At 62.2% G+C, this 25,951-nt stretch carries 26 protein-coding genes; 4 read left to right on the forward strand and 22 right to left on the reverse strand.

Annotated features, from left to right (window positions below; genetic code table 11):
- Positions 1-16: 16 nt before the first annotated feature.
- The 10 genes from hflX to ndk all read right to left on the reverse strand — a co-directional run bounded on the left by hflX (position 17) and on the right by ndk (position 11,210).
- Positions 17-1,231 carry a GTPase HflX gene (hflX, locus tag PQQ52_RS10260; RefSeq protein WP_408209993.1) on the reverse strand — a complete coding sequence of 405 codons (1,215 nt, stop codon included), beginning with the start codon at positions 1,229-1,231 and terminating at the stop codon, positions 17-19.
- Between the two features lie 30 nt (positions 1,232-1,261).
- Positions 1,262-1,498 carry an RNA chaperone Hfq gene (gene hfq, locus PQQ52_RS10265; RefSeq protein ID WP_006051315.1) on the reverse strand — a complete coding sequence of 79 codons (237 nt, stop codon included), beginning with the start codon at positions 1,496-1,498 and terminating at the stop codon, positions 1,262-1,264.
- 153 nt (positions 1,499-1,651) lie between these two features.
- Positions 1,652-2,989, reverse strand: a complete 1,338-nt coding sequence (der, locus tag PQQ52_RS10270; protein WP_408209996.1) for a ribosome biogenesis GTPase Der — start codon at positions 2,987-2,989, stop codon at positions 1,652-1,654.
- Positions 2,990-3,419: 430 nt separating this feature from the next.
- Positions 3,420-4,565 (reverse strand): outer membrane protein assembly factor BamB, encoded by a 1,146-nt coding sequence (gene bamB / locus PQQ52_RS10275; protein WP_408210003.1) that lies wholly within the window; start codon positions 4,563-4,565, stop codon positions 3,420-3,422.
- A 75-nt stretch (positions 4,566-4,640) separates the two neighbouring features.
- Complete coding sequence (locus tag PQQ52_RS10280; RefSeq protein ID WP_325047344.1) at positions 4,641-5,270, reverse strand: YfgM family protein; 630 nt, start codon at positions 5,268-5,270, stop codon at positions 4,641-4,643.
- A gap of 66 nt (positions 5,271-5,336) precedes the next feature.
- Positions 5,337-6,677: a histidine--tRNA ligase gene (hisS, locus tag PQQ52_RS10285; protein WP_408210006.1), complete on the reverse strand. Its 1,341-nt coding sequence runs from the start codon at positions 6,675-6,677 to the stop codon at positions 5,337-5,339.
- Positions 6,678-6,697: 20 nt separating this feature from the next.
- A complete protein-coding gene (gene ispG / locus PQQ52_RS10290; protein WP_408210009.1) occupies positions 6,698-8,014 on the reverse strand; it encodes a flavodoxin-dependent (E)-4-hydroxy-3-methylbut-2-enyl-diphosphate synthase in 1,317 nt (438 codons plus the stop codon).
- 85 nt (positions 8,015-8,099) lie between these two features.
- Positions 8,100-9,203, reverse strand: a complete 1,104-nt coding sequence (locus tag PQQ52_RS10295) for a helix-turn-helix domain-containing protein (RefSeq protein ID WP_408210012.1) — start codon at positions 9,201-9,203, stop codon at positions 8,100-8,102.
- A 217-nt stretch (positions 9,204-9,420) separates the two neighbouring features.
- Positions 9,421-10,572 carry a dual-specificity RNA methyltransferase RlmN gene (gene rlmN, locus PQQ52_RS10300; protein ID WP_121112351.1) on the reverse strand — a complete coding sequence of 384 codons (1,152 nt, stop codon included), beginning with the start codon at positions 10,570-10,572 and terminating at the stop codon, positions 9,421-9,423.
- Between the two features lie 212 nt (positions 10,573-10,784).
- Positions 10,785-11,210 carry a nucleoside-diphosphate kinase gene (gene ndk / locus PQQ52_RS10305; protein WP_012433533.1) on the reverse strand — a complete coding sequence of 142 codons (426 nt, stop codon included), beginning with the start codon at positions 11,208-11,210 and terminating at the stop codon, positions 10,785-10,787.
- Between the two features lie 309 nt (positions 11,211-11,519).
- On the opposite strand from ndk, the gene PQQ52_RS10310 reads away from it, so the two are divergent.
- Positions 11,520-12,218: a Bax inhibitor-1/YccA family protein gene (locus tag PQQ52_RS10310; protein WP_408210015.1), complete on the forward strand. Its 699-nt coding sequence runs from the start codon at positions 11,520-11,522 to the stop codon at positions 12,216-12,218.
- 142 nt (positions 12,219-12,360) lie between these two features.
- Here the strand turns inward: PQQ52_RS10310 and PQQ52_RS10315 are convergent, their stop codons facing one another.
- From PQQ52_RS10315 to PQQ52_RS10360, 10 genes are all read right to left on the reverse strand, one after another.
- On the reverse strand, positions 12,361-13,134 hold the full coding sequence (locus PQQ52_RS10315) for an MBL fold metallo-hydrolase (RefSeq protein WP_408210018.1): 774 nt from the start codon (positions 13,132-13,134) through the stop codon (positions 12,361-12,363).
- A 7-nt stretch (positions 13,135-13,141) separates the two neighbouring features.
- Complete coding sequence (gene bamC / locus PQQ52_RS10320) at positions 13,142-14,281, reverse strand: NlpB/DapX family lipoprotein (protein WP_408210021.1); 1,140 nt, start codon at positions 14,279-14,281, stop codon at positions 13,142-13,144.
- A 126-nt stretch (positions 14,282-14,407) separates the two neighbouring features.
- Positions 14,408-15,322 carry a 4-hydroxy-tetrahydrodipicolinate synthase gene (dapA, locus tag PQQ52_RS10325; RefSeq protein WP_408210024.1) on the reverse strand — a complete coding sequence of 305 codons (915 nt, stop codon included), beginning with the start codon at positions 15,320-15,322 and terminating at the stop codon, positions 14,408-14,410.
- A gap of 43 nt (positions 15,323-15,365) precedes the next feature.
- Complete coding sequence (locus PQQ52_RS10330) at positions 15,366-15,980, reverse strand: class I SAM-dependent methyltransferase (protein ID WP_408210026.1); 615 nt, start codon at positions 15,978-15,980, stop codon at positions 15,366-15,368.
- A 16-nt stretch (positions 15,981-15,996) separates the two neighbouring features.
- Positions 15,997-17,199 (reverse strand): tryptophan--tRNA ligase, encoded by a 1,203-nt coding sequence (locus PQQ52_RS10335; RefSeq protein ID WP_408210028.1) that lies wholly within the window; start codon positions 17,197-17,199, stop codon positions 15,997-15,999.
- Positions 17,200-17,205: 6 nt separating this feature from the next.
- Positions 17,206-17,868: a site-2 protease family protein gene (locus PQQ52_RS10340; protein WP_408210031.1), complete on the reverse strand. Its 663-nt coding sequence runs from the start codon at positions 17,866-17,868 to the stop codon at positions 17,206-17,208.
- Between the two features lie 47 nt (positions 17,869-17,915).
- Positions 17,916-18,551: an L-threonylcarbamoyladenylate synthase gene (locus PQQ52_RS10345; RefSeq protein ID WP_408210033.1), complete on the reverse strand. Its 636-nt coding sequence runs from the start codon at positions 18,549-18,551 to the stop codon at positions 17,916-17,918.
- A 136-nt stretch (positions 18,552-18,687) separates the two neighbouring features.
- Positions 18,688-19,518 (reverse strand): 3',5'-nucleoside bisphosphate phosphatase, encoded by an 831-nt coding sequence (locus PQQ52_RS10350; protein WP_408210035.1) that lies wholly within the window; start codon positions 19,516-19,518, stop codon positions 18,688-18,690.
- A 102-nt stretch (positions 19,519-19,620) separates the two neighbouring features.
- On the reverse strand, positions 19,621-20,505 hold the full coding sequence (locus PQQ52_RS10355) for an alpha/beta fold hydrolase (protein ID WP_408210037.1): 885 nt from the start codon (positions 20,503-20,505) through the stop codon (positions 19,621-19,623).
- Between the two features lie 85 nt (positions 20,506-20,590).
- Positions 20,591-21,502 carry a ferritin-like domain-containing protein gene (locus PQQ52_RS10360; protein ID WP_408210039.1) on the reverse strand — a complete coding sequence of 304 codons (912 nt, stop codon included), beginning with the start codon at positions 21,500-21,502 and terminating at the stop codon, positions 20,591-20,593.
- 314 nt (positions 21,503-21,816) lie between these two features.
- On the opposite strand from PQQ52_RS10360, the gene PQQ52_RS10365 reads away from it, so the two are divergent.
- The 3 genes from PQQ52_RS10365 (at position 21,817) to PQQ52_RS10375 (ending at position 23,902) form a co-directional block, all read left to right on the forward strand.
- Entirely contained in the window at positions 21,817-22,341 is a 525-nt protein-coding gene (locus PQQ52_RS10365) for a gamma carbonic anhydrase family protein (RefSeq protein WP_408210041.1), read from the forward strand.
- A gap of 64 nt (positions 22,342-22,405) precedes the next feature.
- A complete protein-coding gene (hslO, locus tag PQQ52_RS10370) occupies positions 22,406-23,356 on the forward strand; it encodes an Hsp33 family molecular chaperone HslO (protein ID WP_408210044.1) in 951 nt (316 codons plus the stop codon).
- A 165-nt stretch (positions 23,357-23,521) separates the two neighbouring features.
- Positions 23,522-23,902: a hypothetical protein gene (locus PQQ52_RS10375; protein WP_408210045.1), complete on the forward strand. Its 381-nt coding sequence runs from the start codon at positions 23,522-23,524 to the stop codon at positions 23,900-23,902.
- Positions 23,903-24,092: 190 nt separating this feature from the next.
- On the opposite strand, the gene ftsB is transcribed toward PQQ52_RS10375, so the two are convergent.
- Positions 24,093-24,524, reverse strand: a complete 432-nt coding sequence (gene ftsB / locus PQQ52_RS10380) for a cell division protein FtsB (RefSeq protein ID WP_408210048.1) — start codon at positions 24,522-24,524, stop codon at positions 24,093-24,095.
- Between the two features lie 107 nt (positions 24,525-24,631).
- Positions 24,632-25,915: a phosphopyruvate hydratase gene (gene eno, locus PQQ52_RS10385; RefSeq protein WP_097389692.1), complete on the reverse strand. Its 1,284-nt coding sequence runs from the start codon at positions 25,913-25,915 to the stop codon at positions 24,632-24,634.
- Between the last annotated feature and the right edge of the window lie 36 nt (positions 25,916-25,951).

The raw sequence follows: 25,951 nt of genomic DNA on the forward strand, positions 1-25,951 counted from the left end.
GTGCAATTGGAGCGGGTCAGTGCCCGAGTTCTGAGACCTTACGGTCCTCGCGTGGTGCTGCCGACCGGTCTTCTTCCGATAGATCGACCTGCGTATCGGAGAGAGGTTCGGCAGTAGCGATTTCAGCGATGGCAGCGCGCAATGTATCCAGCCCTTGCCCCGTGCGCGCGCTCAAAAAGACGCGCGAAATATTACCATACTCATCCCGCTCGACCGCGTCGCCACGGGCCGCCAACTCAGGCACGGCGTCGATCTTGTTGAACACCAGCACCTGACGGATCGTGTCTGCACCGATTGCGTGCAATACCTCGTTTACCTGATCGATCTGATCGAGGCGCACGGCGCTCGACGCGTCGACCACATGCAGCAGCAGGTCGGCGTGGATGGTTTCCTCGAGCGTGGCGCGAAAAGCCGCCACCAGTTGGTGAGGCAATTCGCGGATGAAACCCACCGTGTCGGATACCACCACCTGGCCAGCTTCGTCGCCGAGATAGACACGGCGGGAGGTCGTATCCAGCGTAGCGAACAGCTGGTCGGCGGCGTAGGCCTGGGCCTTCGTCAGCGCATTGAAAAGTGTGGATTTGCCCGCGTTGGTGTAGCCGACGAGCGACACGGACATCGTCTGGTTACGGCTGCGCGCACGGCGCTGCGTGCCGTGCTGACGGCGCAGTTTTTCGAGCTTGGTCTTCAGCGCCTTGATGCGCTCGCCGATCAAACGGCGGTCGGTTTCGAGCTGCGTTTCGCCAGGGCCGCGCAAACCAATACCGCCTTTCTGGCGTTCAAGGTGGGTCCATGCGCGGATTAGCCGCGTCGATAAGTACTGCAACTGCGCGAGCTCCACCTGGAGCTTGCCTTCATGGCTGCGGGCGCGTTGCGCAAAAATATCGAGGATGAGGCTGGTGCGATCAATCACGCGGCGATTAAGCGCCTGCTCCAGATTGCGCTGCTGCGCAGGTGCCAGAGCGTGATTGAAAATGACGAGTTCGATGTCGTTCGCCTCACAGGCAAGACGCAATTCTTCGGCCTTGCCGCTGCCGACGAACATCTTGGCATCGGGACTGGACCGGCGCCCCGTGAGGGTGACTAAGGGATTCGCGCCCGCGCTTTGCGCGAGCAGGCTGAGTTCTTCGAGACTGGCTTCGAAATCGATCTTACCGAAGTCGATGCCGACAAGCGCTGCATTGATCAAATTGGAGGGTATCAAAATGAGGCGGCCGGGAGTAATCGCCAACGGGCGACGCTACGCCGGCCGCGACGGGGGTTAGGACTGTTCGGAATCCGGGTGGAAATTCACCGGACGGGCAGGCACGACAGTAGAAATTGCGTGCTTGTAGACCATCTGGGTGACCGTATTCCTGAGCAACACGACGTACTGGTCGAACGATTCGATGTTTCCTTGAAGCTTGATGCCGTTGACCAAGTAGATCGACACCGGCACATGCTCTTTACGCAGTGCGTTCAAAAACGGGTCTTGTAACAATTGCCCTTTGTTGCTCATAGCAAACTCCGTATTTTTTTGCAGGTTGACTAAATTGACGACGAAGAAAAAGAGATCCGCCGTCAACCGCTACACTATAGCCGATTTTCATTTTTGCGCGAGAGGGCGGCCCTGACGGCCAAACCCAACACACACGCGGCTTTCAGCCTGGGTTTAGCCTTTGTCCGCGTAAGGGTTCGTCGACGATCTGAACTCTATGCGCAATGGAGTCCCGATCAGCTTGAAAGTTTCCCTGAAGCGGTTTTCGAGGTAGCGTTTGTACGTTTCGGTGATCGCATCGAGCGCGTTACCGTGAATCACGATGATCGGCGGATTCTGTCCGCCCTGGTGCGCGTACCGTAGTTTCGGGCGCACCGGACCGCGTCGGCGCGGCTGCTGGAATTCCACTGCGTCGATCAGCGCACGCGTCAACTTCGGCGTCGGCAGCTTGGCCATCGCCGCGGCATAGGCGTCGTCGACCGAGCGCATCAGCGGGCCGATTCCGGTTTTTTCCGCAGCGGAAATGAAATGGAATTTGGCGAAGTCGAGAAATTTTAGTTTGCGCTCGAGGTCTGCCTTGGTGCGCTCGCGCACATGCGGATCGAGACCGTCCCATTTGTTCACACCCACCACCAGCGCGCGGCCCTGCTCCACCACGAAGCCGGCGATGTGAGCATCCTGTTCCGAGATGTCCTGCTGCGCGTCGAGTAGCAGGATCACGACGTTCGCGTCCGAGATCGACTGCAGCGTTTTCACCACCGAGAACTTCTCGATCGCCTCAAACACCTTGCCACGGCGGCGCAAACCGGCCGTGTCGATCAGCGTGTACGGCTTGCCCTGCCGTTCAAAGTCGACGTAGATCGAATCGCGCGTGGTGCCGGGCATGTCGAACGCGATCACGCGCTCTTCGCCCACCAGCGCATTGATCAAGGTTGACTTGCCGACGTTCGGCCGGCCGACGATCGCGATCTTCACGCCGCGCGTTTCTTTTTCCTCGTCGCTTTCTTCCGGCTGGCCGGCGTACGCGACGCCGAGGGCCTCATTGATCATTTCGGTGACGCCGTCACCGTGAGCCGCGGAAATCGCGCGCGGGTCGCCGAGACCGAGTTCGTAGAAGTCGGCGGACACCATGCTGTACTTCATCCCCTCCGCCTTGTTGACGACGAGGAAGATCGGCCGGCCAACCTTGCGCAAATAATCGGCGATCGTCTTGTCTTGCGGCGCGAGACCGTTGCGGCCGTCGACGATGAACACGACGACGTCCGATTCCTCGACCGCCTGACGGGTTTGACGCGCCATCTCATGCAGGATGCCGTCTTTCGCGACCGGCTCGAAGCCGCCAGTATCGACGACCAGATACGGCCGGTCACCGGCGCGCCCCTCGCCGTAATGGCGATCACGGGTGAGACCGGGCAGGTCGGCAACCAGTGCATCACGCGTGCGCGTGAGACGGTTGAATAGCGTGGATTTCCCCACATTGGGGCGCCCAACCAGGGCAATAACGGGTTTCATCAGATGTTGTTCACGGTGAAACGCGGGATCGAAATCGACCGCCCGCGTAGCGACGCCATGCGGCCGCTACACGGCAGCGTTTGACGAAAATTATCACGAATTCGGCCAGCCCCGGATGTGCTGTCAATATGCGCACCCGGGCGGACGGGGGTTTGGCTGTATGGGGCGGCGCCAACGGGCCGCCAGGTTCAGTCTTTCTTGCTCAACGGCTCGCACACCAGTTCGATACGATTCTCTGCGGTATCGACCAGGATTGGCGTCGAAGATGGCGCCGCAAGCAGCCACCGATGGCCACTTGGGCCGTTTCTGATCCGACTCGCCGGACCAGCCAGTCCGGCGGAATATTTCTGATTACTCTGCTGCACTACAAAAACGCGTGCGGCCGGCGAAGCCGGCCTGCACGCTTGACTACCTATTATGGCCTGCGCGCTTAGCGCGGGCGGTAGCCGTACAGGTCGCCGTCGTGCGTCTGCACAACCAGCGTCTCGCCGGCCAGCACCGGCGCTGCGGTAATTGGGGTGCCGTCGGTCTTCGCGCGGGCCACGAGTGTGCCGTCGTCGCGCGACAGGAAGTGCACGTAACCCTGATAGTCGCCCAGCACGGCGGCGTGACCCAGGATGAACGGGACACCGAGGTCGCGGTTCTTCAGCTTGTCGTTCTTCCACAGCGGCGCGCCATTGCTGACATCGAACGCCTGCACCACCGACCAGTCGTCGGCCGCCACCACGGCGCGGTCATCCTGCGCTAGGCCGCTCGTGCTCGAAAACGCTTTTTCCCACAGCGCGCGGCCCGAGTTCGCATCGAAACAGCCAATCTGGCCCTGGAACGTCACCGCGCATGTTTCCGAACCGATCAGCGTGGGCGGCCCCGTCACGTCATTGATGCGCTCCACTTCCGTCACGCCCTTCGGATACGACACCGGCGTCTGCCAGTAGTTGTCGCCGGTCTGCACGTTGATCGCGGCGAACGCGCCACCCGGGAAGCCCGCCAGCACAGCTGCATCGCCCGCGAACGTCATGCCCGACGAGACGCGCAGATTGAGCGGCACCGCGCGGTTGCGGTAGTTCCACTTCTGCTCACCGGTTTGCGCGTTGAACGCGACGATCTGACCGTCGACCGTGCGCACCACCACGAGGCCGTTGCCGACCAGCGGCGGCGAGATGATTTCGCCAGGCGCCTTGGCAGTCCACAATTGCTTGCCGTCCGCGCCGAGCACGTAGACATCACCCTTCAGGCCGCCGACCGCCGTGAGCGTGCCGTCGCTGCCGACACCCGCCGACAGATCGTCATGCAGCTTGACGCGCCAGATGTCCTTGCCGGTCTGCGCATCGATCTTCGCAACCGAGCCGTTCGCACCGGCCGCGTACACCGCGTTGCCGACCGCGACCGGCGAGAACAGGTAACGACCCGCCTTGCCCACGCTTGTCTTCCACGCCTGCTGCACGTCGAGCACGGGTTTGAACTCGGTGAGCGGCGTCGGCACGCGGCGCTCGTCTTTCGCGGATGAGCAAGCCGCCAGGGTGAGGACGGTCATCGCACAGGCAACGGGCACAGCGTAACGTTTCAGCAGATTCATCGGTGGACGAAGCATTCAGGAAATTAATTAAAGGAGACCGGTTGGTCGTTACATGCGGCGCACTGCACGCGGCGATTAGCCGCCCAGCGCGTCCAGCTTGAACTGTATCAACTGGCGAGCCGAGCTATCGTTTTTCGACAGCGAGTCGAGCGCGAGCTTGTAGGCCGCACGCGCATCGTCACGCTTGCCTTGAGCAGCAAGCAGGTCACCGCGGCCGTTCGCCACAATGCCTTTGAACGCATCGGACTGCGGTTCGGCGAGCAGTGCGAGGCCCTGATCGTACGCCTTGTCGTCGAGCAGCAGAGATGCCAGACGCAGCTTGGCGATCTGCTTGAACTCGTCGTCTTTCGCGTGATCGATGGTCCATTGCAACTGGGCCTTCGCGGCGGCTTCGTCGCCTGCGGCGTACAGCGCCTTGGCGGCGCCCAGCGCGGTCATCTGCGCATACGCGGTGCGGCTGAACTTGTCTTCCATATCGGTGGCGACACGCGTGATTTTCGCCTTGTCGCCCGATGCCACAGCTTGCTGCACCTGGTCATACAGCACGGCGGCTTCCGTCGCCTGGCGCCGTTGCCAGAAATTCCAGCCGTTCCAGCCCGCTGCGGCGACCAATGCCACCAGCACGATCCACGTGGTGGCATTACCCCATTGCGTCCACCATGCTTTCAGACTTTCAATCGATTCTTGTTCGTCGTGGTAACTCATCGCCCGGCGATTTCCTCTTTCTTGATACGTGTGCGTGTCGAGCCAGGGGGCCCGACGACATCGCGATCAGTCGTCGCCGTCTTCGGCGGTTGCAACCATCGCATTGATTAGAAATTCGGTCAAGTCTTCGGCGGGCACGTTATGTTGCTCGTTTTTACCGCCGTTAGCGCCTGCATCGCGTAGCGGCTTGACGCCGACCGTGCCGTTGGCGATCTCGTCTTCCCCGAGGATCACCGCGAATGCCGCGCCGCTCGAGTCAGCACGCTTCATCTGCGACTTGAAGCTCGCCGTCTGGCCGTCCGCGCTGCAATGCAGAATCACGTCGAGGCCAGTATCGCGCAAACGCTCGGCGATGATAAAGGCCTGTTCGCGTGCGGCGTCGCCCTGATGGACCACGTAAACGTCGCAACCTTCGTCTTCCGGCACGAGCTGCTCTTCTTTCAGCAACTCGAGGATACGCTCAACGCCCATTGCCCAGCCACAAGCGCCCGTCGGCTTACCGCCGAGCTGCTCGATCAGCGGATCGTAACGGCCGCCGGCCGCGACCGTGCCTTGCGCGCCAAGCTTGTCGGTCACCCATTCGAACACGGTCAGATTGTAATAATCGAGGCCGCGTACCAGACGCGGATTGATCGTGAACGGAATGTTGTTCGCCTTCAGAATGCGCTGCAGGCCTTCGAAGTGCGCGCGCGATTCTTCGCCGAGAAAATCGATCAGCTTGGGCGCGTTCTGCGCGACTTCCTGCATCGCCGGATTCTTCGTGTCGAGCACGCGCAGCGGGTTCGTGTACAGACGGCGCTTCGCCTCTTCGTCGAGCACGTCCATGTGCTTTTCAAGGTAGGCGATCAACTCGACGCGATGTGCCGCGCGTTCTTCCGCGAGACCCAGCGAATTGAGTTCGAGCTTGATACCGATCAAGCCGAGGTCGTCCCACAACCGCTGGCACATCATGATGATTTCAGCGTCGGTGTCCGGGCCGGAGAAACCCAAGGCTTCCACACCGACCTGATGGAACTGCCGGTAACGGCCGCGCTGCGGACGCTCGTGACGGAACATCGGGCCGATGTACCACAGACGCTTCGGACCGTCGTACAACATGTTGTGCTCGATCGTCGCGCGCACGACAGCCGCTGTATTTTCCGGGCGCATCGTCAGATTTTCGCCGTTCAACGCGTCGGTGAAGCTGTACATTTCCTTCTCAACGATATCGGTCACCTCACCGATGCCGCGCTTGAACAGCTGCGTATGCTCGATGATCGGCGTACGGATATTCTGGTATCCGTACGAACGCAGCATCGACTTGACGGTCGCTTCGAAAAACTCCCACAGCCCGGCTTCCTGCGGGAGGATGTCGTTCATGCCCTTCACGCCGGACAACTTTTCGAGCTTTTTCTTCTGTTCAGTCATCTGTCTTCGATTGACGGTTTTTAGTTGAGTGCTTCGGCGCGGCCATAGCGGCGCTCGACGTAGTCACTCACGATTTGCTGGAATTCTTGCGCGATGTTATCGCCGCGCAGCGTCTTGACCTTCTCGCCGTCGATGAACACTGGCGCAGCCGGATTTTCGCCCGAACCCGGCAAGCTGATGCCGATATTCGCCTGCTTCGATTCACCCGGGCCGTTGACGATGCAGCCCATCACCGCCACGTGCATTTTCTCGACACCTGGATACTGATCGCGCCACGCAGGCATCTGCGTGCGCAGATAGGTCTGGATTTGCGACGCCAGTTCCTGGAACAACGTGCTGGTTGTACGGCCGCAACCCGGACACGCGATCACCATCGGCGTGAACGAACGCAGCCCCATGGTCTGCAGAATTTCCTGCCCGACGATCACCTCGCCCGTGCGCGGGCCACCCGGTTCCGGCGTCAACGAGATACGGATCGTGTCGCCAATGCCTTGCTGCAACAGCACCGACAACGCAGCGGTCGACGCCACGATACCCTTCGAACCCATGCCCGCTTCGGTCAAGCCGAGATGGAGCGCGAATTCGCAACGACGCGCCAGCTCGCCATAAACGGCGATCAGGTCCTGCACACCGCTGACCTTGCACGACAGAATGATCTTGTTGCGCGCGAGACCGAGTTCGACCGCGCGCTCGGCCGAGCCGATCGCCGACTGGATCAGTGCTTCGTACATCACGCTCTGCGCTTCCCACGGCGTGGCGCGCGCGGCGTTTTCGTCCATCATCTTCGCGAGCAGATCCTGGTCGAGACTGCCCCAGTTGACACCGATCCGCACCGGCTTGTCGTACTTCACCGCCGCTTCGATCATTTGCGCGAACTGCGTGTCGCGCTTCGCGCCGTGGCCGACATTGCCCGGATTGATCCGATACTTCGACAGCGACTCCGCGCACGCCGGGTAGTCGCGCAGCAGCAAATGGCCGTTGTAATGAAAATCGCCGACCAACGGCACCGACACGCCCATGCGGTCGAGCTGCTCGCGAACAGCCGGCACGGCCGCCGCCGCTTCCGGCGTGTTGACCGTGATACGCACCAGTTCCGAACCGGCTTGCGCAAGCTCCTTGATCTGGATCGCCGTGCCGATCGCGTCCGCGGTGTCGGTGTTGGTCATTGACTGCACGCGCACCGGCGCATCACCACCGATGGTGACGAGCTGGCCGCCCCAACGGACATCGACCGCGTGAGACTTGCGCCGCGCTGCGTGGCCGCCAAACACCGGCTCGTTTGAAACGATCCTGCTACTGGATTGGGATTGAGCTTCGGATTGCATCGAAAAACCCATTTACGCCGCATGCGCTACACAAAAGACGTAGCGCCTGAATTGAAAAAGCGCCGCGACCGGTTGGCCGCGACGCACACCGTATCTATCAAGGCAATGCGAAGCGCGCAACATTGCCCTTGGCTGCCGAATATTTCGACGGATCGACCGGCTGGCCATCGAGGGTCAGCGACTCGAGACCCGCCTTGTTGCCGACCGTGATCCTGAAAGGCGCCGCGCCCGTCACTTCCTTCGTATCGCCCGCATGCACGAGGCCGGAGAATACCTCCTTGCCGTCCTTGCTACGCACGCTGAACCAGCTATCTTGCGTCACGCGCAACGCGACAATCGCCTCACCGGCAGCCGGTGCCGCGGTGTCCGGCGAACCTATCGCGGCGACTACCGGCGCGCTCGCGCCTTGCGTCGCAGCCGGACTCTGCGGACCGGCCTTTGGCGCGACCGCCGCTGCCGTGACAGCCGGCTCGGAAGACGGCGCCGTACCGGTCGCCAGCGGTGTAGCCGACGCCGCGTTATCCGCCGCGGCCTGCGTTTCCGGCGCGGAAGCAGCGTCTTCCGCCGTTGCCTCGGAGCCGGCCGCCTGGCCTTGCGCCACCGCGCCCGATGCGCCGGTCGCGCCACCCGCGGCGCCGTTAGCGCTCGCCTTCAACCGTGCGAGCCATGCCGACGACTCGCCGCCATTGGTATGCCACATGCCGAGCGCGATCACGGCGACGATCACCGCCGCGATGCCCCACAACCACGAGCGGCTCTTTTGCCCGCTGCCGCCAAGCGACAGCGATACGCGGCCGCGCGGCAAATCCTTACCGGACGAAGCCGGCATCGACAGATCCGGCGCAGGCACACCCTTCTCGCGGCGCAAAGCCTGCGTGAACGGCGTGGGATCGGCGCCGAGCATCTTCGCGTAGCTGCGCACCACGCCGAGCGCGAAGGTCGTGTCCGGCAAATGGCTGATGTCACCCGATTCGAGCGCACGCAACTTGGCGACGGATACCTTCAGGCGCGCCGAGACGTCTTCGATCGTCCAGCCCTTCGATTCACGCAATTGAGTCAAGCGCGCGCCAACCGCTGCCAGCGAGTCCAGACCCGTCAGGTCCGGTTGCGCAACAGGCTGCACCACCGCCCGTGCGACCGGCGCCGGATGGCCTTCGTTTGCGTCTGTGTCCTGCGGCTGCGGGTGCTGCGGCTCACTCATCCCAAATCCTTTCGCGTCGATTCTTTTTCACTTGTGCAACCCGGATGGGCCAAAGCCTCACACCCGAATCGCAGACCGTTTATAACAAAATGCGCGGCCTTGTGTGCCGCTTCCGATCGCTTCTGCAAACTTTCTTTTCAATCGCGGATGGCGTGGAGCCTTTTCGCCCGCTCGGGTGTCTTTCCTCCGAGCGTTCGCGCCCTGCTGCCTCGCACGATTACACGGCGCGAACCTCGATAACTTTCGCCGCCTTCCCGGTGCGCTCAGCGAGGCGCGTGCGGTCTTTCACCGCACCAGCCAACTGACCGCAGGCAGCGTCGATATCATCGCCGCGTGTTTTACGCACCGTGGTGACGACGCCCGCGTCCATCAACACTTGTGCAAACCGCTTGATCTGCTCCGGTTTCGAGCGGATGAGGCCCGACTCGGGGAACGGATTGAACGGAATCAGGTTGAACTTGCACGGTACGTCGCGCGTAACAGCCAGTAATTCCCGCGCCTGCGCTTCGCTGTCGTTCACGCCGTCGAGCATGCAATATTCGAACGTAATGAAATCTCGCGGCGCAACTTTCAGATAGCGCTGACAGGCAGCCATCAATTCGCGCAGCGGATACTTCTTGTTCAGCGGCACCAACATGTCGCGCAGCGGATCGCTCGGCGCATGCAACGATACCGCGAGCGCCACCGGCAGATCGGCGCCAAGCCGGTCCATCATTGGCACCACGCCCGACGTGGACAGCGTGACGCGCCGGCGCGACAGGCCGTATGCGTTGTCGTCCAGCATGAGGCGCATGGCGGGCACCACCGCGTCGTAGTTGAGCAGAGGCTCGCCCATGCCCATCATCACGACGTTCGTGACGACGCGCTCGCCCTTGCCGTCACCACCCGTGGCACGCCCACCGTCCGTACCGCGCGTCGCGCGCAGTGCAAATTCGGCCATACGCAGCTGGCCGATGATTTCGCCGGTGGTGAGATTGCGGGAGAAACCCTGTTTGCCGGTCGAACAGAACCGGCAGTTGACCGCACACCCGGCCTGCGACGACACGCACAACGTGCCACGCGTTTCTTCGGGGATGTAAACGGTTTCAACTGCGTTGCTGTTGCCGACGTCGATCAGCCACTTGCGTGTGCCGTCGGTCGAAATATTGTCACTAACGATGCCAGGCATCGTGATTGTTGCGCGCCCTTTGAGCTTTTCGCGCAAGGACTTCGCCAGATCGGTCATGCCGTCGAAGTCGGCGGCGTTGTATTGGTGGATCCAGCGCTGCAATTGCTTGGCGCGAAACGGCTTCTCGCCCAGGCTATCGCAGTAGGCGACAAGCCCTTGGGCGTCGAGGTCGAGAAGGTTGACGGTGGAACTGCTCGTCATATCGAATCCTGCCATTTCAGTGCGAGACTACATTCATGCAACAAGCTGCATGAACGCAATGCCGTTCGCGCCCATTCCTGCTGCTTTACCTTACTACTTTGCCGGGCTGTTCGTGCGGATTCGTGCGACAAATCCAACGGCTGCGCACCAAATGCGCGAACAGCCCCTGCGACTTAAACGCGCCTGAACGCGCTTAAACCGCCCAAATCCGCTTAACGCGAATAGACGTTCACTTGCGGGAAGAAGAACGCGATTTCAACTGCGGCCGTTTCAGCGGCGTCCGAACCGTGCACCGCGTTAGCGTCGATGCTGTCGGCGAAATCTGCGCGAATCGTGCCCTTTTCTGCCTTCTTCGGATCCGTCGCGCCCATCAGGTCGCGGTGCTTCAGGATCGCGTTTTCGCCTTCCAGCGCCTGCACGACCACCGGACCCGAGATCATGAAATCGACCAGGTCCTTGAAGAACGGGCGTGCAGCGTGCACAGCGTAGAACTTCTCCGCGTCGGCGCGCGACAGGTGAACCATGCGCGAAGCCACGATCTTCAGGCCAGCGTTTTCGAAACGGCTGTAGATCTGACCGATCACGTTCTTGGCCACTGCGTCCGGCTTGATAATCGACAGGGTGCGTTCGATCGCCATAAAAACTCCAAAAAATTAAGAGGTTACAGATTCAAATGAATCCGCTATTGTAGCATGTTCCCGTGTATGATTGCGATTGAACCCTTACAGTATTGAAAGATTCCGAGCAGGAGTTTCTGAATGCTGGTAGCGTAGCTGTGTGAACATTTTCCGGGCATTGAAACTCCGTGCCACCGCATCAATCTTAGGGATGGACACGCTGCGACTAGCGGCAAATATCCCGCCCGGCGCAGCACGGCCCGCTACACAACCGCGGCACGACCCGCAGCACAACCATTACGCAACACGCTTCTGAGGTAAGGAGAGACCATGAACGATCATCCGTATAGCTTTGGCCGCAATGGCGCGGTCAGCACGGTCGAAACGCGCAACCGCGTACTGCGGAACACCTATTGGCTGCTGGCACTGTCAATGATCCCGACCGTGCTTGGCGCGTGGGTAGGCTTGGCAACCGGTTTCTCGCTGTTCGCCGCCACCAGCCCCGGCATGAGCATGCTGGCGTTCTTCGCGATCGCCTTCGGCTTCATGTTTGCCATCCAGAAGACTAAAGACAGCGCAATCGGCGTGTTCGTGCTGCTTGGCTTCACGTTCTTCATGGGCCTGATGCTGTCGCGCATCCTGAGCTTCGTGCTCGGTTTTTCGAACGGCCCGTCGCTGATCATGCTCGCCTTCGGTGGGACTGGTGTGATCTTCGCGTCCATGGCAACGATCGCCACGGTCAGCAAACGTGACTTCTCCGGTCTCGGCAAGTGGTTATTCATGGGCGTGGTCGTCCTGCTGCTGGCTTCGGTCGCAAACGTGTTCCTGCACTTGCCGGCGTTGATGCTAACGGTGTCGGTGCTAGCCATCGTGATCTTCTCGGCCTACATGCTGTTCGACGTCCAGCGCGTCGTGAACGGCGGTGAGACGAATTACATCACCGCGACCCTCGCGATCTATCTGGATCTGTACAACGTGTTCGTCAACCTGCTCGCGCTGCTCGGCATCTTCGGCGGCAACCGCAATTAAGTCTGACGCGAGGCACGGCCAAAACGCCGGTCTTGAAGGAAAAAGCCCATGGCGAGCAATCGTCATGGGCTTTTTCCATTGCACTGCCGGCGCCTTAACGGCGAATCTCGGCGTACGGGGATGCCAGACAATCAGGAATGGATCACAAGCTCAGCCAGGCGAAACCTTCGTCCTGAGAGGCGACCACTACTTCGGTCGGCGCGGCACCCAGCACACCCGCCATGGCAGCCTGCGCCAGTTCCGGCGAGTTGTTCTGCTGACTCAGATGGGCGGCCACCAGATGGCGCAAGCGCGAACGGTCGAGCGAGGCCAGAATTTCAGCCGCCGCTTCGTTGTTCAGATGCCCATGATTGCCGCCAATGCGCGCCTTCAGCGATTGCGGATACCGACTACTCGCCAACATCCGTACATCGTGATTGCATTCGAGCACCAGCGCGTCACAGCCGCTCAGCACCGCGCTGATGTGCGGCGTGGAGGTGCCGACGTCGGTCAGCACGCCAAGCCGGCTCGCGCCATTGGAGAGCACGTATTGCAGCGGCTCGCGCGCGTCGTGAGGAACGGTGTAGGGGAGGATGCTGAGGTCGCCGATCGCCACCGCTTCATCGCCCCACAGCACCTGCAGGTCGACGTCGGCTTCGTCGGCACCCACCGCGCGGGCGGTGCCCCAGCTCATGTACAACGGAATCGACCACTTGCGCGCCAGCGTCAGCGCGCTGCCAATGTGGTCGCTGTGTTCATGCGTAATCAGAATAGCGTCGATACCTTCGACGCCCGCTCCGAGCCGCGTTAAACGCCGCTCGACTTCCTTGGCTGAAAAGCCGCAATCAAGCAGAACGCGCGTGGTGGTCGCGCCGCTTTGCGCTTCCACCAGCATGGCATTGCCTTCACTGCCGCTGCCGAGACTGGCGAAGCGCACAGCCCGCTTAGTTCAGTTGAGCGTGCAACAGCGTCACGATGCGTTGCGCGTCGGACGAGTTATCCACCTGCCCGTTCGCGTCCAGCACCGCCACCTGCGTCACGGTGTCGCCCTTCGAGCGCACATTGACGAGGAATTCCTGACCGGGCTTCTTCGACGAATTGCCGCTGTAGAACAGCTTGCCGAACAGCCCTTCCTTCTTCAGCTCCTGCATCGAGTCCGCGTAACGCACGTAGTAGATACCCTTCGAACGATCGCGGTTGTCAACAGTGAAGTTGGTGCGGTCGAGCGCGAGACCCACGCGCAGCCAGGCGCGGTCGAACGATTCCTGCAAGTCGAGCGTCGATGCGCCCGCGCTCTGGTCGATCGTAGCCGGAGCACTGGCCGGACGTGCGTCGGTCAGGAGTTGCCTGGATTGGGCGTCGGTCAGGCCGAATTTCTGCATCAGCTTGGTCAGGAACAGCGCTTCCAGCGCCGGATCGCGCGGACGCTCTTCCCAGCGCGACGACGTCTTGTCCTGGCCCGTTAGCATTTCTTCCATCGCGCTATGCGTGATCGAGATGTCCGTGGCGCCAGCCGGACCGCGCGAAACGAGCGTGCGGAAGCTGTCACGCGTGCCCGACGAGTACGCGAAGTCGATCACCTTGCCGACCGTGCGACGGAACCAGTCGTCCGGAATATTGGCGCGGTTTTCAGCCCAATCGGTGGTCATGATGCCGGTGGCCGGCGCATCGGTTTTCAGCGCAAAGCCGTTCTCCTGCCAGAACTCCTGCAACTGCGGCCACAGTTGTTCCGGCGTGCGGCCGTCGACTACCAGCCAGCGACGATCGCCGTCACGCTCGATGTGCATGCCCAGCGGGTCTTGCGCATTCGGCTGGCCTTCGGTGGAATTGCCCGCTGCGGTGACCGCGCGTTGCGGTGAGCCGCCCAGCGCCAGATTGGCCGGCGGCGCCACGTAGCGCTGATCGGTCTGCGTGGTGGTTAGATCGCCCGGAACGGCGAGCGGCGGTGCGCTGCCCGCGCCCTTGTAGTTGACGCGGTCGGAAGCAAACCAGTCGTTCAGCGAGTCACAGCCGGCGAGTGTCACCAGGGCAAGCGCCAGCGCCGCCATGCGGGTTGCGTGGAGGGAAAGTGCGGAACGTTTCATGAGGTCCTTCGTGATGCTGGAACGCGGTGCCTGGTTCTGTGTGCCGGGAACGTGGGCTGGATCGACGTCGGTTAAGGGAGTGCCGGTAACAGGCTTTCGTTAGCGCCGGGAGCGGGATGAGCCCGCTTAGCCCAGCAGGCCCGCTTCGCGCAGCGCGCCACGCACCACTTCGTGGTATTGCGCGTCGAGCGGCGTGAGCGGCAGGCGAATTCCGCCCTGCACACGACCCAGTTGCTGCAACGCCCATTTCGCCGGAATCGGATTTGATTCGACGAACATGTTCTTATGCAGCGACAGGAGTTTCAGATGAATCTCACGAGCGGTCTTTGCGTCCGCAGCAAGCGCGGCCTTGCAGAGATCGCTCATTGCGCGTGGCGCGACGTTCGCGGTGACCGAAATATTACCGTGGCCGCCAAGCAGCATCAGCGCGATCGCCGTAGGATCGTCGCCGCTGTAGATGCCGAAATGCGCGGGCGCCGACTTGATCAGGTGCGCGGCGCGATCGATGTTGCCGGTCGCTTCCTTCACACCGATGATGCCCGGCACCTGCGCACAACGCAGAATCGTTTCGTTGCTCATGTCCGCGACCGTACGGCCCGGCACGTTGTACAGGATCACCGGCAGTTCGACGGTTTCGGCGATCTTCGCGAAGTGGCGATAGATGCCTTCCTGGGTCGGCTTGTTGTAGTACGGCACGACCTGCAGCGTGGCGTCCGCGCCGACCGCTTTGGCCTGCTGCGTGAGCTCGATGGCCTCAGCGGTGGAGTTGCCGCCCGAGCCCGCGATCACCGGAATCCGGCCCGCTGTGTGCTCGACTGCGGTTTTAACCATCAGCACGTGTTCTTCGACCGTCAGCGTGGCCGACTCGCCGCTTGTACCGACCACGACCAGTGCGTTCGTGCCCTCTGCGATGTGCCAGTCGATCAGTTTGCGAAACGCCGGCAGATCGAGGCCGCCGTCTTCGAGCATCGGAGTAATGATGGCAGGGATGCTGCCGCGAATCTGAACGCCGCCAGTGCTGCTTTGATTGCCGTTAGTCATGAAACGCCATGAATTTGATCAGGTAAACCGCGATTGTAGCGGATTAGCCAGCCAGCTCGTAACAACGCGGGGGTGCCGCATCTGCACGCTCGGCTGAGCGATCCGCCTCCATAATTGCGCATATCCGCTGGACGTAAGCCGGGCGCGGCTGCGCGAGAAATCCGTCTTGAAATGCGACCACGCGGAGATGGCCGCGCACCACGTCGAGCAACTCGCCGGGTGCAAGCAAAAACGCCGGATTAGACGGCTTGCCGACCCTTTCATTGCCTTGCGCAAAGGTCTCGTAAACCAGTACGCCGCCGGGTGCGAGCGAGCCAATCAACTGCGGAAACAGCGGCCGGTGCAGATAGTTCGTGACCACGATTCCGGCGAATTTCGCCTCGGCGGGCAAGGGCCACGCGGCACCTTCGATGTCAGCCTGGAGCGTGGTGACGAGTGGCTCGTCACGCATGGCGTCCAGCGCAGCCGCGTCGCGGTCGAGCGCGGTCACCGGATGGCCCAGCGACGCAAAGAAGCGCGCGTGTCGCCCTGCCCCCGACGCCACGTCGAGCACAGCGCCGCCCGCCTCGACCAGATGCGCCCAGTGGCGCACCCAGCGCGACGGGTCGCCGTTTCCGTGCGAGGAATCGTTCGGCATGGTGGTAACGGGCGTGCTCATCGCTTCAGCACCGCGATCAGTTGTACGACAGGCCCATCGCTTCGCGCACGTCACGCATCGTTTCCGTGGCGAACCTGCGAGCCTTGTCGCAACCGTCGGCGACGATCGCGCGCAACAGCGACGGATCGTCCATGTATTTCTGCGCGCGCTCGAGCATCGGCTGCTGCTCGCGCAGAATCCCTTCGATCACCGGCTGCTTGCATTCGAGACAACCGATACCCGCGGTCCGGCAGCCCTTCTGCACCCATTCGTGCGTGGCTTCGTCCGTGTAGACCTGATGCAACTGCCACACCGGACACTTGTCCGGATCGCCCGGATCGGTGCGGCGCACGCGTGCCGGATCGGTCGGCATGGTGCGAACCTTCTTCGTGATCGTTTCCGCGTCTTCGCGCAGGCCGATCGTGTTGCCGTACGACTTCGACATCTTCTGGCCGTCCAGACCCGGCATGCGCGACGCTTCGGTCAGCATGGCCTGCGGTTCGACCAGAATGATCTTGCGCGACCCTTCGAGGTAGCCGAACAGACGCTCGCGGTCGCTCATCGACAGGCTCTGCGATTCCTGCAACATCGCCCGTGCCTGTTCGAGTGCTTCGTCGTCGCCTTCCTGCTGATAGGCGTTGCGCAGCTCGTGATAAAGCTTGGCGCGCTTGCCGCCCAGCTTCTTGGCCGCTTCATTCGCCTTCTCTTCGAAGCCCGGTTCGCGGCCGTACAGGTAGTTGAAGCGGCGCGCGATTTCACGCGTCATTTCGACGTGCGGCACCTGGTCTTCGCCAACCGGCACGAGCGAGCCGCGATACAACAGAATGTCCGCCGCCATCAGCACCGGATAGCCGAGGAAGCCGTAGGTGGACAGGTCCTTGTCCTTCAGCTTCTCCTGCTGCTCCTTGTAGGTCGGCACGCGTTCGAGCCAGCCGAGCGGCGTGCTCATACCGAGCAGCAGCGCCAGTTCCGCATGCTCGGGCACCTTGCTCTGGATGAAGAGCGTAGCCTGCGCCGGATCGATGCCGGAGGCGAGCCAGTCGACCAGCACGTCCCACACGTTCTTTTCGATCACTTCGGGCGTTTCGTAGTGCGTCGTCAGTGCGTGCCAGTCGACTACGCAGAAGAAACACGGGTATTCGGACTGCAGCCGCACCCAGTTTTTCAGCACGCCGTGATAGTGGCCGAGGTGCAGCGACCCGGTGGGCCGCATGCCGGAGAAGATACGGTCTGGGAACATGGTTATTTAGAAAAGCGAAACAAGTGGAGTCAGGATTGCGGTAATCGCACCGTAGCCGAGCGTCACGAGCGGGCTGAGCCAATAACGCGTGAGCGTGCCCGTCATGACCAACGCCATCACGATGAAAAAGCCGTACGGTTCGAGGCGCGACAGCACGATCGATTGCCGCGGCGGCAACAGCGCCATCAGCACGCGGCCGCCGTCGAGCGGCGGCAGCGGAAACAGGTTGAGCACGCCGAGCACGAGGTTCACGCCGACGCCGGCGGCCGCCATGCGCGTGAAGAAAGGCTCTTCGACGCCAGATACCGCGAGCGCGACGCCGACGAGGCCCCACACCAGCGCCTGCACAAAATTGCAGGCCGGCCCCGCTGCAGCGACCCACAGACTGCCCCAACGCGGATTGCGCAGATTGCCAAAGGCGACCGGCACGGGCTTCGCGTAACCGAACATGAACGCGCCGCTCGTAGCGAAGTACAGCAGCAAGGGAATCGCGATCGTGCCGAGCGGATCGATATGCCGCATCGGATTGATGGAGACGCGGCCGAGCACATACGCGGTGTTGTCGCCAAGCCAGCGCGCGACGTAGCCATGCGCGGCTTCATGCAGCGTGATGGCGAAAATCACCGGCAACGCGTAAACCGCAATGGTTTGTATCAGGGAAGAATCCATAACTCGCTATTGTAACAACGCGATTGCGTGCGTCTGTCCGCTTTCGCTCATGCCGTCTCTTCGAGACCGAATGGCGCAAGAGAACCGCGCCCTGCCCGCACCAGCACTGGCTCGGCGCCGCTCAAATCGACCACGGTGGACGGCTCGCATACGCACGGGCCGCCGTCGATCACCAGGTCCAACTGCTTCTCGAGCCGTTCGCGGATTTCTTCCGGGTCGTTCAGCGGCTCGGTTTCGCCCGGCATGATCAGCGTGGAGCCGAGCAACGGCTGACCGAGCTCTTCGAGAATTGCCAGCGTGATCGCGTGCTCCGGTACCCGCAGGCCGATGGTTTTGCGCGACGGATGCGACAGCCGGCGCGGCACCTCTTTGGTGGCTTGCAGCACAAAGACGTAGGGGCCCGGCGTGACCGACTTGATCAGGCGGTACTGCCGGTTGTCGACCATCGCGAAGTTCGACAGTTCAGAGAGATCGCGCACCAGCAGCGACAGCAGTGCCTTCTCGTCGAGCCCGCGAATGCGCCGCAAGCGCTCGACTGCGTCCTTGTCGTCGAGATGACAGGCAAGCGCATAGCTCGAATCCGTCGGCAACGCGACGACGCCGCCGTCATTGATGATCTGCACGGCCTGTTTAACAAGGCGCGGCTGCGGGTTATCCGGATGAAGCCGAAAGTATTGGGACATTTTGACTAACGGTAGCGACAGGTGGCTGCGGATGGAAGTCGGACGAAAAGTGGCAAGCCGGACAGCAGATCGGGCGAAAGCAAGCCCTCGTCCGAGGGCTTGCGCGCATATCGTGCCGCCGTGGCACGGCGCGCGATCACAGCCAGCGTTCCCAGACGGGCTTCAGATCGGAAGGCAGTGGCGGCAGCGTGCCGAGGTCGACGCGGCCTTCGCCGGGTGCATGGAAGTCGGAACCGCGCGAGGCTTCAAAGCCGAAGCGGCGCGCGACGTCAGCATATTCGCGGTATTGATCCGGCGTATGACTCCCGGTCACCACTTCGATCGCTTTGCCGCCAAGGTCGATGAATTCAGCGAAAAACGCGTCGAATTCAACTGGCGAGTACGCATAGCGGCCCGGGTGCGCAATGATCGCCTCACCGCCGGCCGCCTGAATCCAGCCAACTGCGTCCGCCAGTTTCGCCCAGCGATGCGACACGTAGCCGGGCTTGCCGTCGCCGAGATAGCGGTTGAACACGTCCTGCGTCGAACTGGCATAGCCGCTTTCGACCATGAAGCGCGCAAAGTGCGTGCGCGAAATCATGTCCGGGTTCGAGACGTACTTGAGTGCGCCCTGATAGGCGTCGGGGATGCCAAGCGTGGCCAATTGTTCGCCGATTGCTTCGGCGCGCGCCGCGCGGCCGTTGCGGGTGCGCGCGAGGCCGTCGATCAGCGTTGTGCTGGTCGGATCGACGCCGAGGCCGACTATGTGCACAGTGCGCGACGCCCACGTCACCGATATCTCCACGCCGCTCACGTAGCCCATGCCAAGCGCCTCAGCGGTGCTACGCGCCTCGTGCTGGCCGCCCAGTTCGTCGTGGTCGGTCAACGCCCACAGCGTCACGCCTCCCGCGTGCGCGCGGCGCGCGACATCGGCCGGCGCGAACTGGCCGTCGGAAACGGTGGAATGGCAGTGGAGGTCGGCGTTCATCTTTGTCTTGAGAAGGTTCTGCACTCATTTTACTGCAACGCAGTAAATGGCCGCAGCGCTATCTCGCGTAGTGGACCTCGCATCGAAACCTTTTTGCAAGGTTCAGGCGCAGAAGCCCTCGATCAGCGCGGCCACCTGCTCCGGTTGATCGTGATGCACCATGTGCCCCGCTTCGTCGATGATCTTCCCGCGCCAGTTCGGGAAAGCCTGGAAACGCGCCTTGAATTCGTCGAGCGGAATCTCGCCGGCGATCTGTGCCAGGGTGGGCGAGTTAGCGGCCTCGACGTGCAGTACTTTGGCGCTTGCCTTGCGCCACACGGCCATCACTTCGTCGAGGCGGTACAGCGTCGGCCCGCGCAGCTTGTGTGCCGGATCGGCGAGCAGCATGAAACGCCCTTCTCCGTCCGGTTTCGACCAATGCTGGGCAAGGAACTGCGCGCGCTGCGGAGCGAGGCGCGGGTTGGTCTTGATGAGACGCCCGGCGACGTCGTCCAGCGACGCGTAGCGCTTCAATTGTGGCGGATCGCGCAGTTCGTCGAGCCAGTTGCGCAGGCGCCTGGGCGCTTGCGCCGAGTGCGACGGCGCGAGCCCAAAGCCTTCCAGATCAACCACGCGGCGTACCCGCTCCGGCCGCACGCCCGCATACAGGCAGACGATATTCGCGCCCATGCTGTGGCCGACCAGATTGACTTCGCCGGTCGGTGCATAGTGGTCGAGCAGCGCGTCGAGATCGCCGAGATAATCGTGAATCCAGTAGTTGCCGCCGCCGCGCTCCGCGACCGGCCAATCCGACAGGCCGAAGCCGCGCATATCGGGCGCGATCACCTGCCAGTCGCCGCCCAGCGCGTCGACGACGAACTGGAACGACGCCGCCACATCCATCCAGCCGTGCAGCATGAACAGCATCGGCGCATCCGGATTGCCCCAGCGCCGCACATGCAGACGGATGCCGTGCACGGCGACAAATTCAGACTTGGAGGTATTCATGAACGGCTTGCCCAAAAAAAGAATGGTCGTTCGATTATAACGAGATAGTCGGGCGATGCGTGGGGGCTGACTATGGAAAAAGGCTTCAGTCGCTCATGGCCGGTGGGGCTGGCGGGGCCGGCTGTTCCGCGTTGAGGCCGGCCAACGCGACCAGCTCGGTTTCGTCGAAACCGGCGTCGCGGCGCGCCTCGAAATTGAACGGACCGCGTAATTTCGGTGCGTGATACTGGTCGGCGAGGCGCGTGTAGGTATCGTGCGGGTCGAGGCCGCCCGCGTCGCAGAGATGACGGAACCAGCGGTTGCCGATCAGCACATGGCCGATTTCGTCGCGCAGGATCACGTCGAGAATCGCTGCGGATGCCTGGTCGCCCGCCTGCTGCAAGCGTGCCCGGATCGGCGGCGAGGCGTCGAGGCCACGCGCTTCGAGGGTGCGCGGCACCAGCGCCATGCGCGCCAGCACATCGGCGCGCGTGCGCTCGCACATGTCCCAGAGGCCGTCGTGTGCGGGAAAATCGCCGTAGGCGTGGCCGAATTCCGCCAGCCGCGCGACCAGCAACGAGAAGTGATGCGCCTCTTCGGCGGCGACTTTGAGCCAATCGGTGTAGAACGCGGCGGGCAAGCCGGCGAAACGCCAGACGGCGTCGAGCGCGAGATTGATGGCGTTGAATTCGATGTGTGCCAGCGCATGCAGCAAGACGGCTCGCCCCTCGGGCGATTGCATGCTGCGGCGTTTCAGTTTGCGCGGATCGACCAGTTCCGGGCGCGCGGGACGGCCCGGCAGGTCTGCCGGCTCAGCGAGTTCGAGGTCCGCGGCGCATGCGAGGCTGCCGTCGAGCATTGCGGCGTATAAAGCGCGGGTCGCGGCTGCCTTGGTTGTCGGGTCGATCTCGCGCAATGCGGCTAGCGCCGCGGTGCGCGCGCAATTCGCGCGATCCGAACCATGCTCGGGATTCGATATCGGCAGAGCGGGCGAAACGGACGGAGCAGCGGAATTCATGGCAACCCGGTTGGCAAAGGGCACGGCGGCAAGCAAGACGGGAGGCGCGGCGGTCGTGGCGGTCACCGGAGCCGATGAACGCCGGACGGCCTGCGCCGCCGCCAACCGACCTAAGCACACAACCGTTTACAATACTCGATTCGACCATCTCGCGCGCCTGTTGCACATGACCGGCGGGACAACCCGGTTCATCAGGGCGTTTCGCGCGTTTTCCGGTGTTTTCCTGTGTTTCGGAGCCCCGCTTTGCAGCCCGGCCCGTTTCGCAGCCCCGGCCAATCCGCGCAGCGCGCCGCGACCGATCAAGAGGAGACTCCGTGACAATTTATAAGCTTGGCGAAGCAGCCCCGACCATCCATGAAAGCGTGTTCGTCGCGGATTCGGCGAACATTATCGGCAATGTGACGCTTGAGGAAAATTCGAGCGTCTGGTTCGGCGCGACGCTGCGCGGCGACAACGAGCCGATCACGCTCGGCGCCGGCAGCAACGTCCAGGAAAACGCGGTGCTGCACACCGACCCCGGCTTCCCGCTGAAGATCGAGCCGAATGTGACGATCGGCCACCAGGTCATGCTGCACGGCTGCACGATCAAGGAAGGCTCGCTGATCGGAATTCAGGCGGTGGTCTTGAATGGTGCGGTAATCGGCCGCAACTGTCTGGTCGGAGCGGGCGCCATCGTCACCGAAGGCAAGGTATTTCCCGACAATTCGCTGATTCTCGGCGCGCCCGCCAAAGTGGTGCGCGAGCTGACCGAGACGGATATCGCCAATATGCAGCGCGGCACGGCAAGCTATGCCGAGCGCCGCGAATATTTCAAGGCGCAGCTAGTGCGCATCGGCTAATCAGCCGGAGCGCGCGGCGCGCAAGGCGCAGCATCAGGCTGCGTCATTCGACCGAGGAAAAGTTGTGAGCGACCAGTTGCAAAAATTCATGTTCAGCGCGGCGCCGGTGCGCGGCGAGATCGTTTCGCTGCGCAATACGTGGCAGGAAGTGCTGACGCGCCGGGACTACCCGGCGCCCGTACGGACGATTCTGGGCGAGATGATGGCCGCGTGCGCGCTGCTTTCGGCGAACCTCAAGTTCGACGGCACGCTCGTCATGCAGATTTTTGGCGACGGGCCAGCCAAGATGCTGGTGGTGCAATGCAGCTCCGACCTGTCGATGCGCGCTACCGCCAAGCTCTCCGGCGAAGCGGCCAATACGATCGACGACGCCACCTCCATGATCGACCTGGTCAACGCAAGCGGCCATGGCCGCTGCGTGATCACGCTCGACCCGCGCGACAAGCAGCCCGGCCAGCAGCCGTATCAAAGTATCGTCCCGCTGTCGGGTGTGGACGGCCCGCTCAAGTCGATGTCCGAAGTGCTCGAGCACTACATGCATCACTCGGAGCAGCTCGACACGCGCCTGTGGCTTGCGGCAAACACGGAGCGCGCGGTCGGCATGCTGCTGCAAAAGCTGCCGGGTGACGGCGGCATCGTCCCACATCCGGGCGACCTGGACGCGGACACATGGGAGCGCGTCTGCACGCTCGGCGGCACGATGTCGCAAGACGAACTGTTGAAGGAAGAACCGGAAACGATTTTCCGCCGTCTCTTCTGGCAGGAGAATGTGCAGCATTTCGAGCCGGCTACGACGCGTTTCGAATGCAGTTGTTCGCGTGAAAAAGTCGGCGCCATGTTGAAAATGCTGGGCCGCGAGGAAGTGGACAGCGTGATCGAAGAGCGCGGCCACGTCGAGATTCATTGCGAATTCTGTAATCAACGGTACGAATTCGATCCGGTCGACGTCGCGCAACTTTTTGTCGCCAATGCGCTCTCACAAGGCGTGACCCCGGCGGCCGACCAGCGGCACTGAAGCGGCCGCGGCGGTTCATTACGCTGGCATTGCGGTAGTAAAAATGACGCGCCGTTCGCTGCCTTTTCGGGCTCGGGTGGCGCGTTATCGTCGATCATTGCGCTGGATCGTCGGCGGTGCGTGCTGCGCGTGTTTTGCTTAGGCATCCGACCGATGGAGATAAAAATGAACCTCCCTACTTCGTTGAAGCATTGCATGCGTACGTTCGCCGTGATGACGGTCATCGGCGGCAGCGCTGCGCTGACGGGTTGCGTGATGGACCCGCCGGGCCCATCGCCGATTTATAGCCGGTTGCCGGCCGATCAGTCGGGCATGGCAGGCAGCGCGCGGCCGCTCACGCCTGAAGAGCGCGAGCGCTACGATGCGATCGACCGTCAGGTGCTGTCCGATCAGAATCAGGCCATTGCCGCCGAAAACGCTGCTCAAGCGTACTCACGCTATTACTCGCCACCCGTCAGCGTGTACGGCAGTTACTATGGCGGCGGTTGGGGTCGTGGCTGGGGCACGAGTGTCGGCGTGGGCTATTCACCGTATTGGGGCTGGTAAGCCGAAGCGTGCACGCGCGAACGGTAAGCATGCCGATACGGCGACCCGACGGAGCGGCAGGCATCACAGGCAAATAAAAAGCCGCGGATCTTGTGGATCAGCGGCTTTTTTTCGTCTTCCTGCGAGCTTTTACGCTCGTTCCTGCGTTTTGTTTCGCGTTCAATTGCGAGCTCAACCAGCCTGAACAAACTCAGTGCGTGGCCTTCTTCTCTGTCGCCACCTTACCGCCACGCTTGCGCTCCGGCTTCGCGCGCGACTCCGGATTCGGCACCATATGCAGCGGCGCCGCCGACACCACACCGCGCGTAGACGTGGCAACCGAAGGCGTGTTCGCAGCCGGCAACGGCGCGTTCGGCGCAACGAACTGCACGAACACCTCGCTGTCCTTCACCATGCCCATTTCGTAACGCGCCCGCTCTTCCACTGCGGCCGTACCGTTCTGCAAATCCTGAACTTCGCCCTGGATACGCTCATTGCGCAGCTTCGAATCGGTGTTCTTCTGCAGTTGCTGCGCCAGTTGCTGCTGCAACTCGTGCACGCGCAACCAGCCGCCGTGTCCCCACCAGAGCGGGTACTGGATCAGCGCCAGTAGAACGATCAGGACAGCAGTGACAAGCCGCATGAAGTAAGCACAATAAATACACGCCGCCCTGCGATATACGCAGGGCGGCGGGGTCAATCAGAAACGAAGGATAACCGGGTCATCGGTCGGCGCTAGCAGCCAGGCGATTAGCGCAGATTGTAGAACGCCGACTTGCCCGGGTAGCTGGCGATATCACCGAGGTCTTCTTCGATACGCAGCAACTGGTTGTACTTCGAGATGCGGTCCGAACGCGACAGCGAACCCGTCTTGATCTGGCCGGCGTTCAGGCCGACTGCGATATCCGCAATCGTCGAATCTTCGGTTTCGCCCGAGCGGTGCGAGATCACAGCCGTGTAGCCGGCGCGCTTCGCCATTTCGATCGCCGCGAAGGTTTCCGTCAGCGTACCGATCTGGTTGATCTTGATCAGGATCGAGTTGGCGATGCCCTTCTCGATGCCTTCCTTCAGGATGCGCGTGTTGGTGACGAACAGATCGTCGCCCACCAACTGGATCTTCTTGCCGAGCTTGTCGGTCAGGATCTTCCAGCCGGCCCAGTCGCTTTCGTGCATGCCGTCTTCGATCGAGACGATCGGGAATTTGTCGGCCAGGTTCGCCAGGTAGTCGGCGAATTCCGTCGACGACAGTTGCAGGCCTTCGCCCGCCAACTGGTACTTGCCGTCGTGGTAGAACTCGCTCGCTGCGCAGTCGAGTGCCAGCAGTACGTCTTCACCAGCGCGGTAGCCAGCCTTTTCAATGGCTTGCAGGATGGTCGACAGGCATTCGTCGTTGCTGCCGAAGTTCGGTGCGAAGCCGCCTTCGTCGCCCACTGCCGTGCTCATGCCGCGATCCGACAGGATCTTCTTCAGCGCGTGGAACACTTCGGCGCCGCAGCGCAGTGCTTCGCGGAAGGTCGGCTGGCTGACCGGCACGATCATGAATTCCTGGATGTCCAGGCTGTTGTTTGCGTGCGCGCCGCCGTTGACGATATTCATCATCGGGACCGGCAGTTGCATTGCGCCCGAGCCGCCGAAGTAGCGGTACAGCGGCAGACCGGCTTCTTCAGCCGCAGCCTTGGCGACGGCCATCGACACGGCCAGCATCGCGTTCGCGCCGAGGCGCGACTTGTTGTCGGTGCCGTCGAGTTCCAGCAGGGTCTTGTCGAGGAAGGCCTGCTCGGAAGCGTCGAGGCCCATGATCGCTTCGGAGATTTCGGTGTTGATGTGCTCGACGGCCTTCAGCACGCCCTTGCCGCCGTAACGGCCGGCTTCGCCGTCGCGCAGTTCGATCGCTTCGCGCGAACCCGTCGATGCACCCGACGGCACCGCAGCGCGGCCCATCGTGCCCGATTCGAGCAGCACGTCGCATTCGACGGTGGGGTTGCCTCGCGAATCGAGAATCTCTCGACCGATGATATCTACGATAGCACTCATGGTTTCCTCAAGAAATGACGTTGAATTCTTTACTGT

Origin of the sequence: Paraburkholderia sediminicola, assembly GCF_046030555.1 — a bacterium.
GTDB classification, from domain to species: domain Bacteria; phylum Pseudomonadota; class Gammaproteobacteria; order Burkholderiales; family Burkholderiaceae; genus Paraburkholderia; species Paraburkholderia sediminicola_E.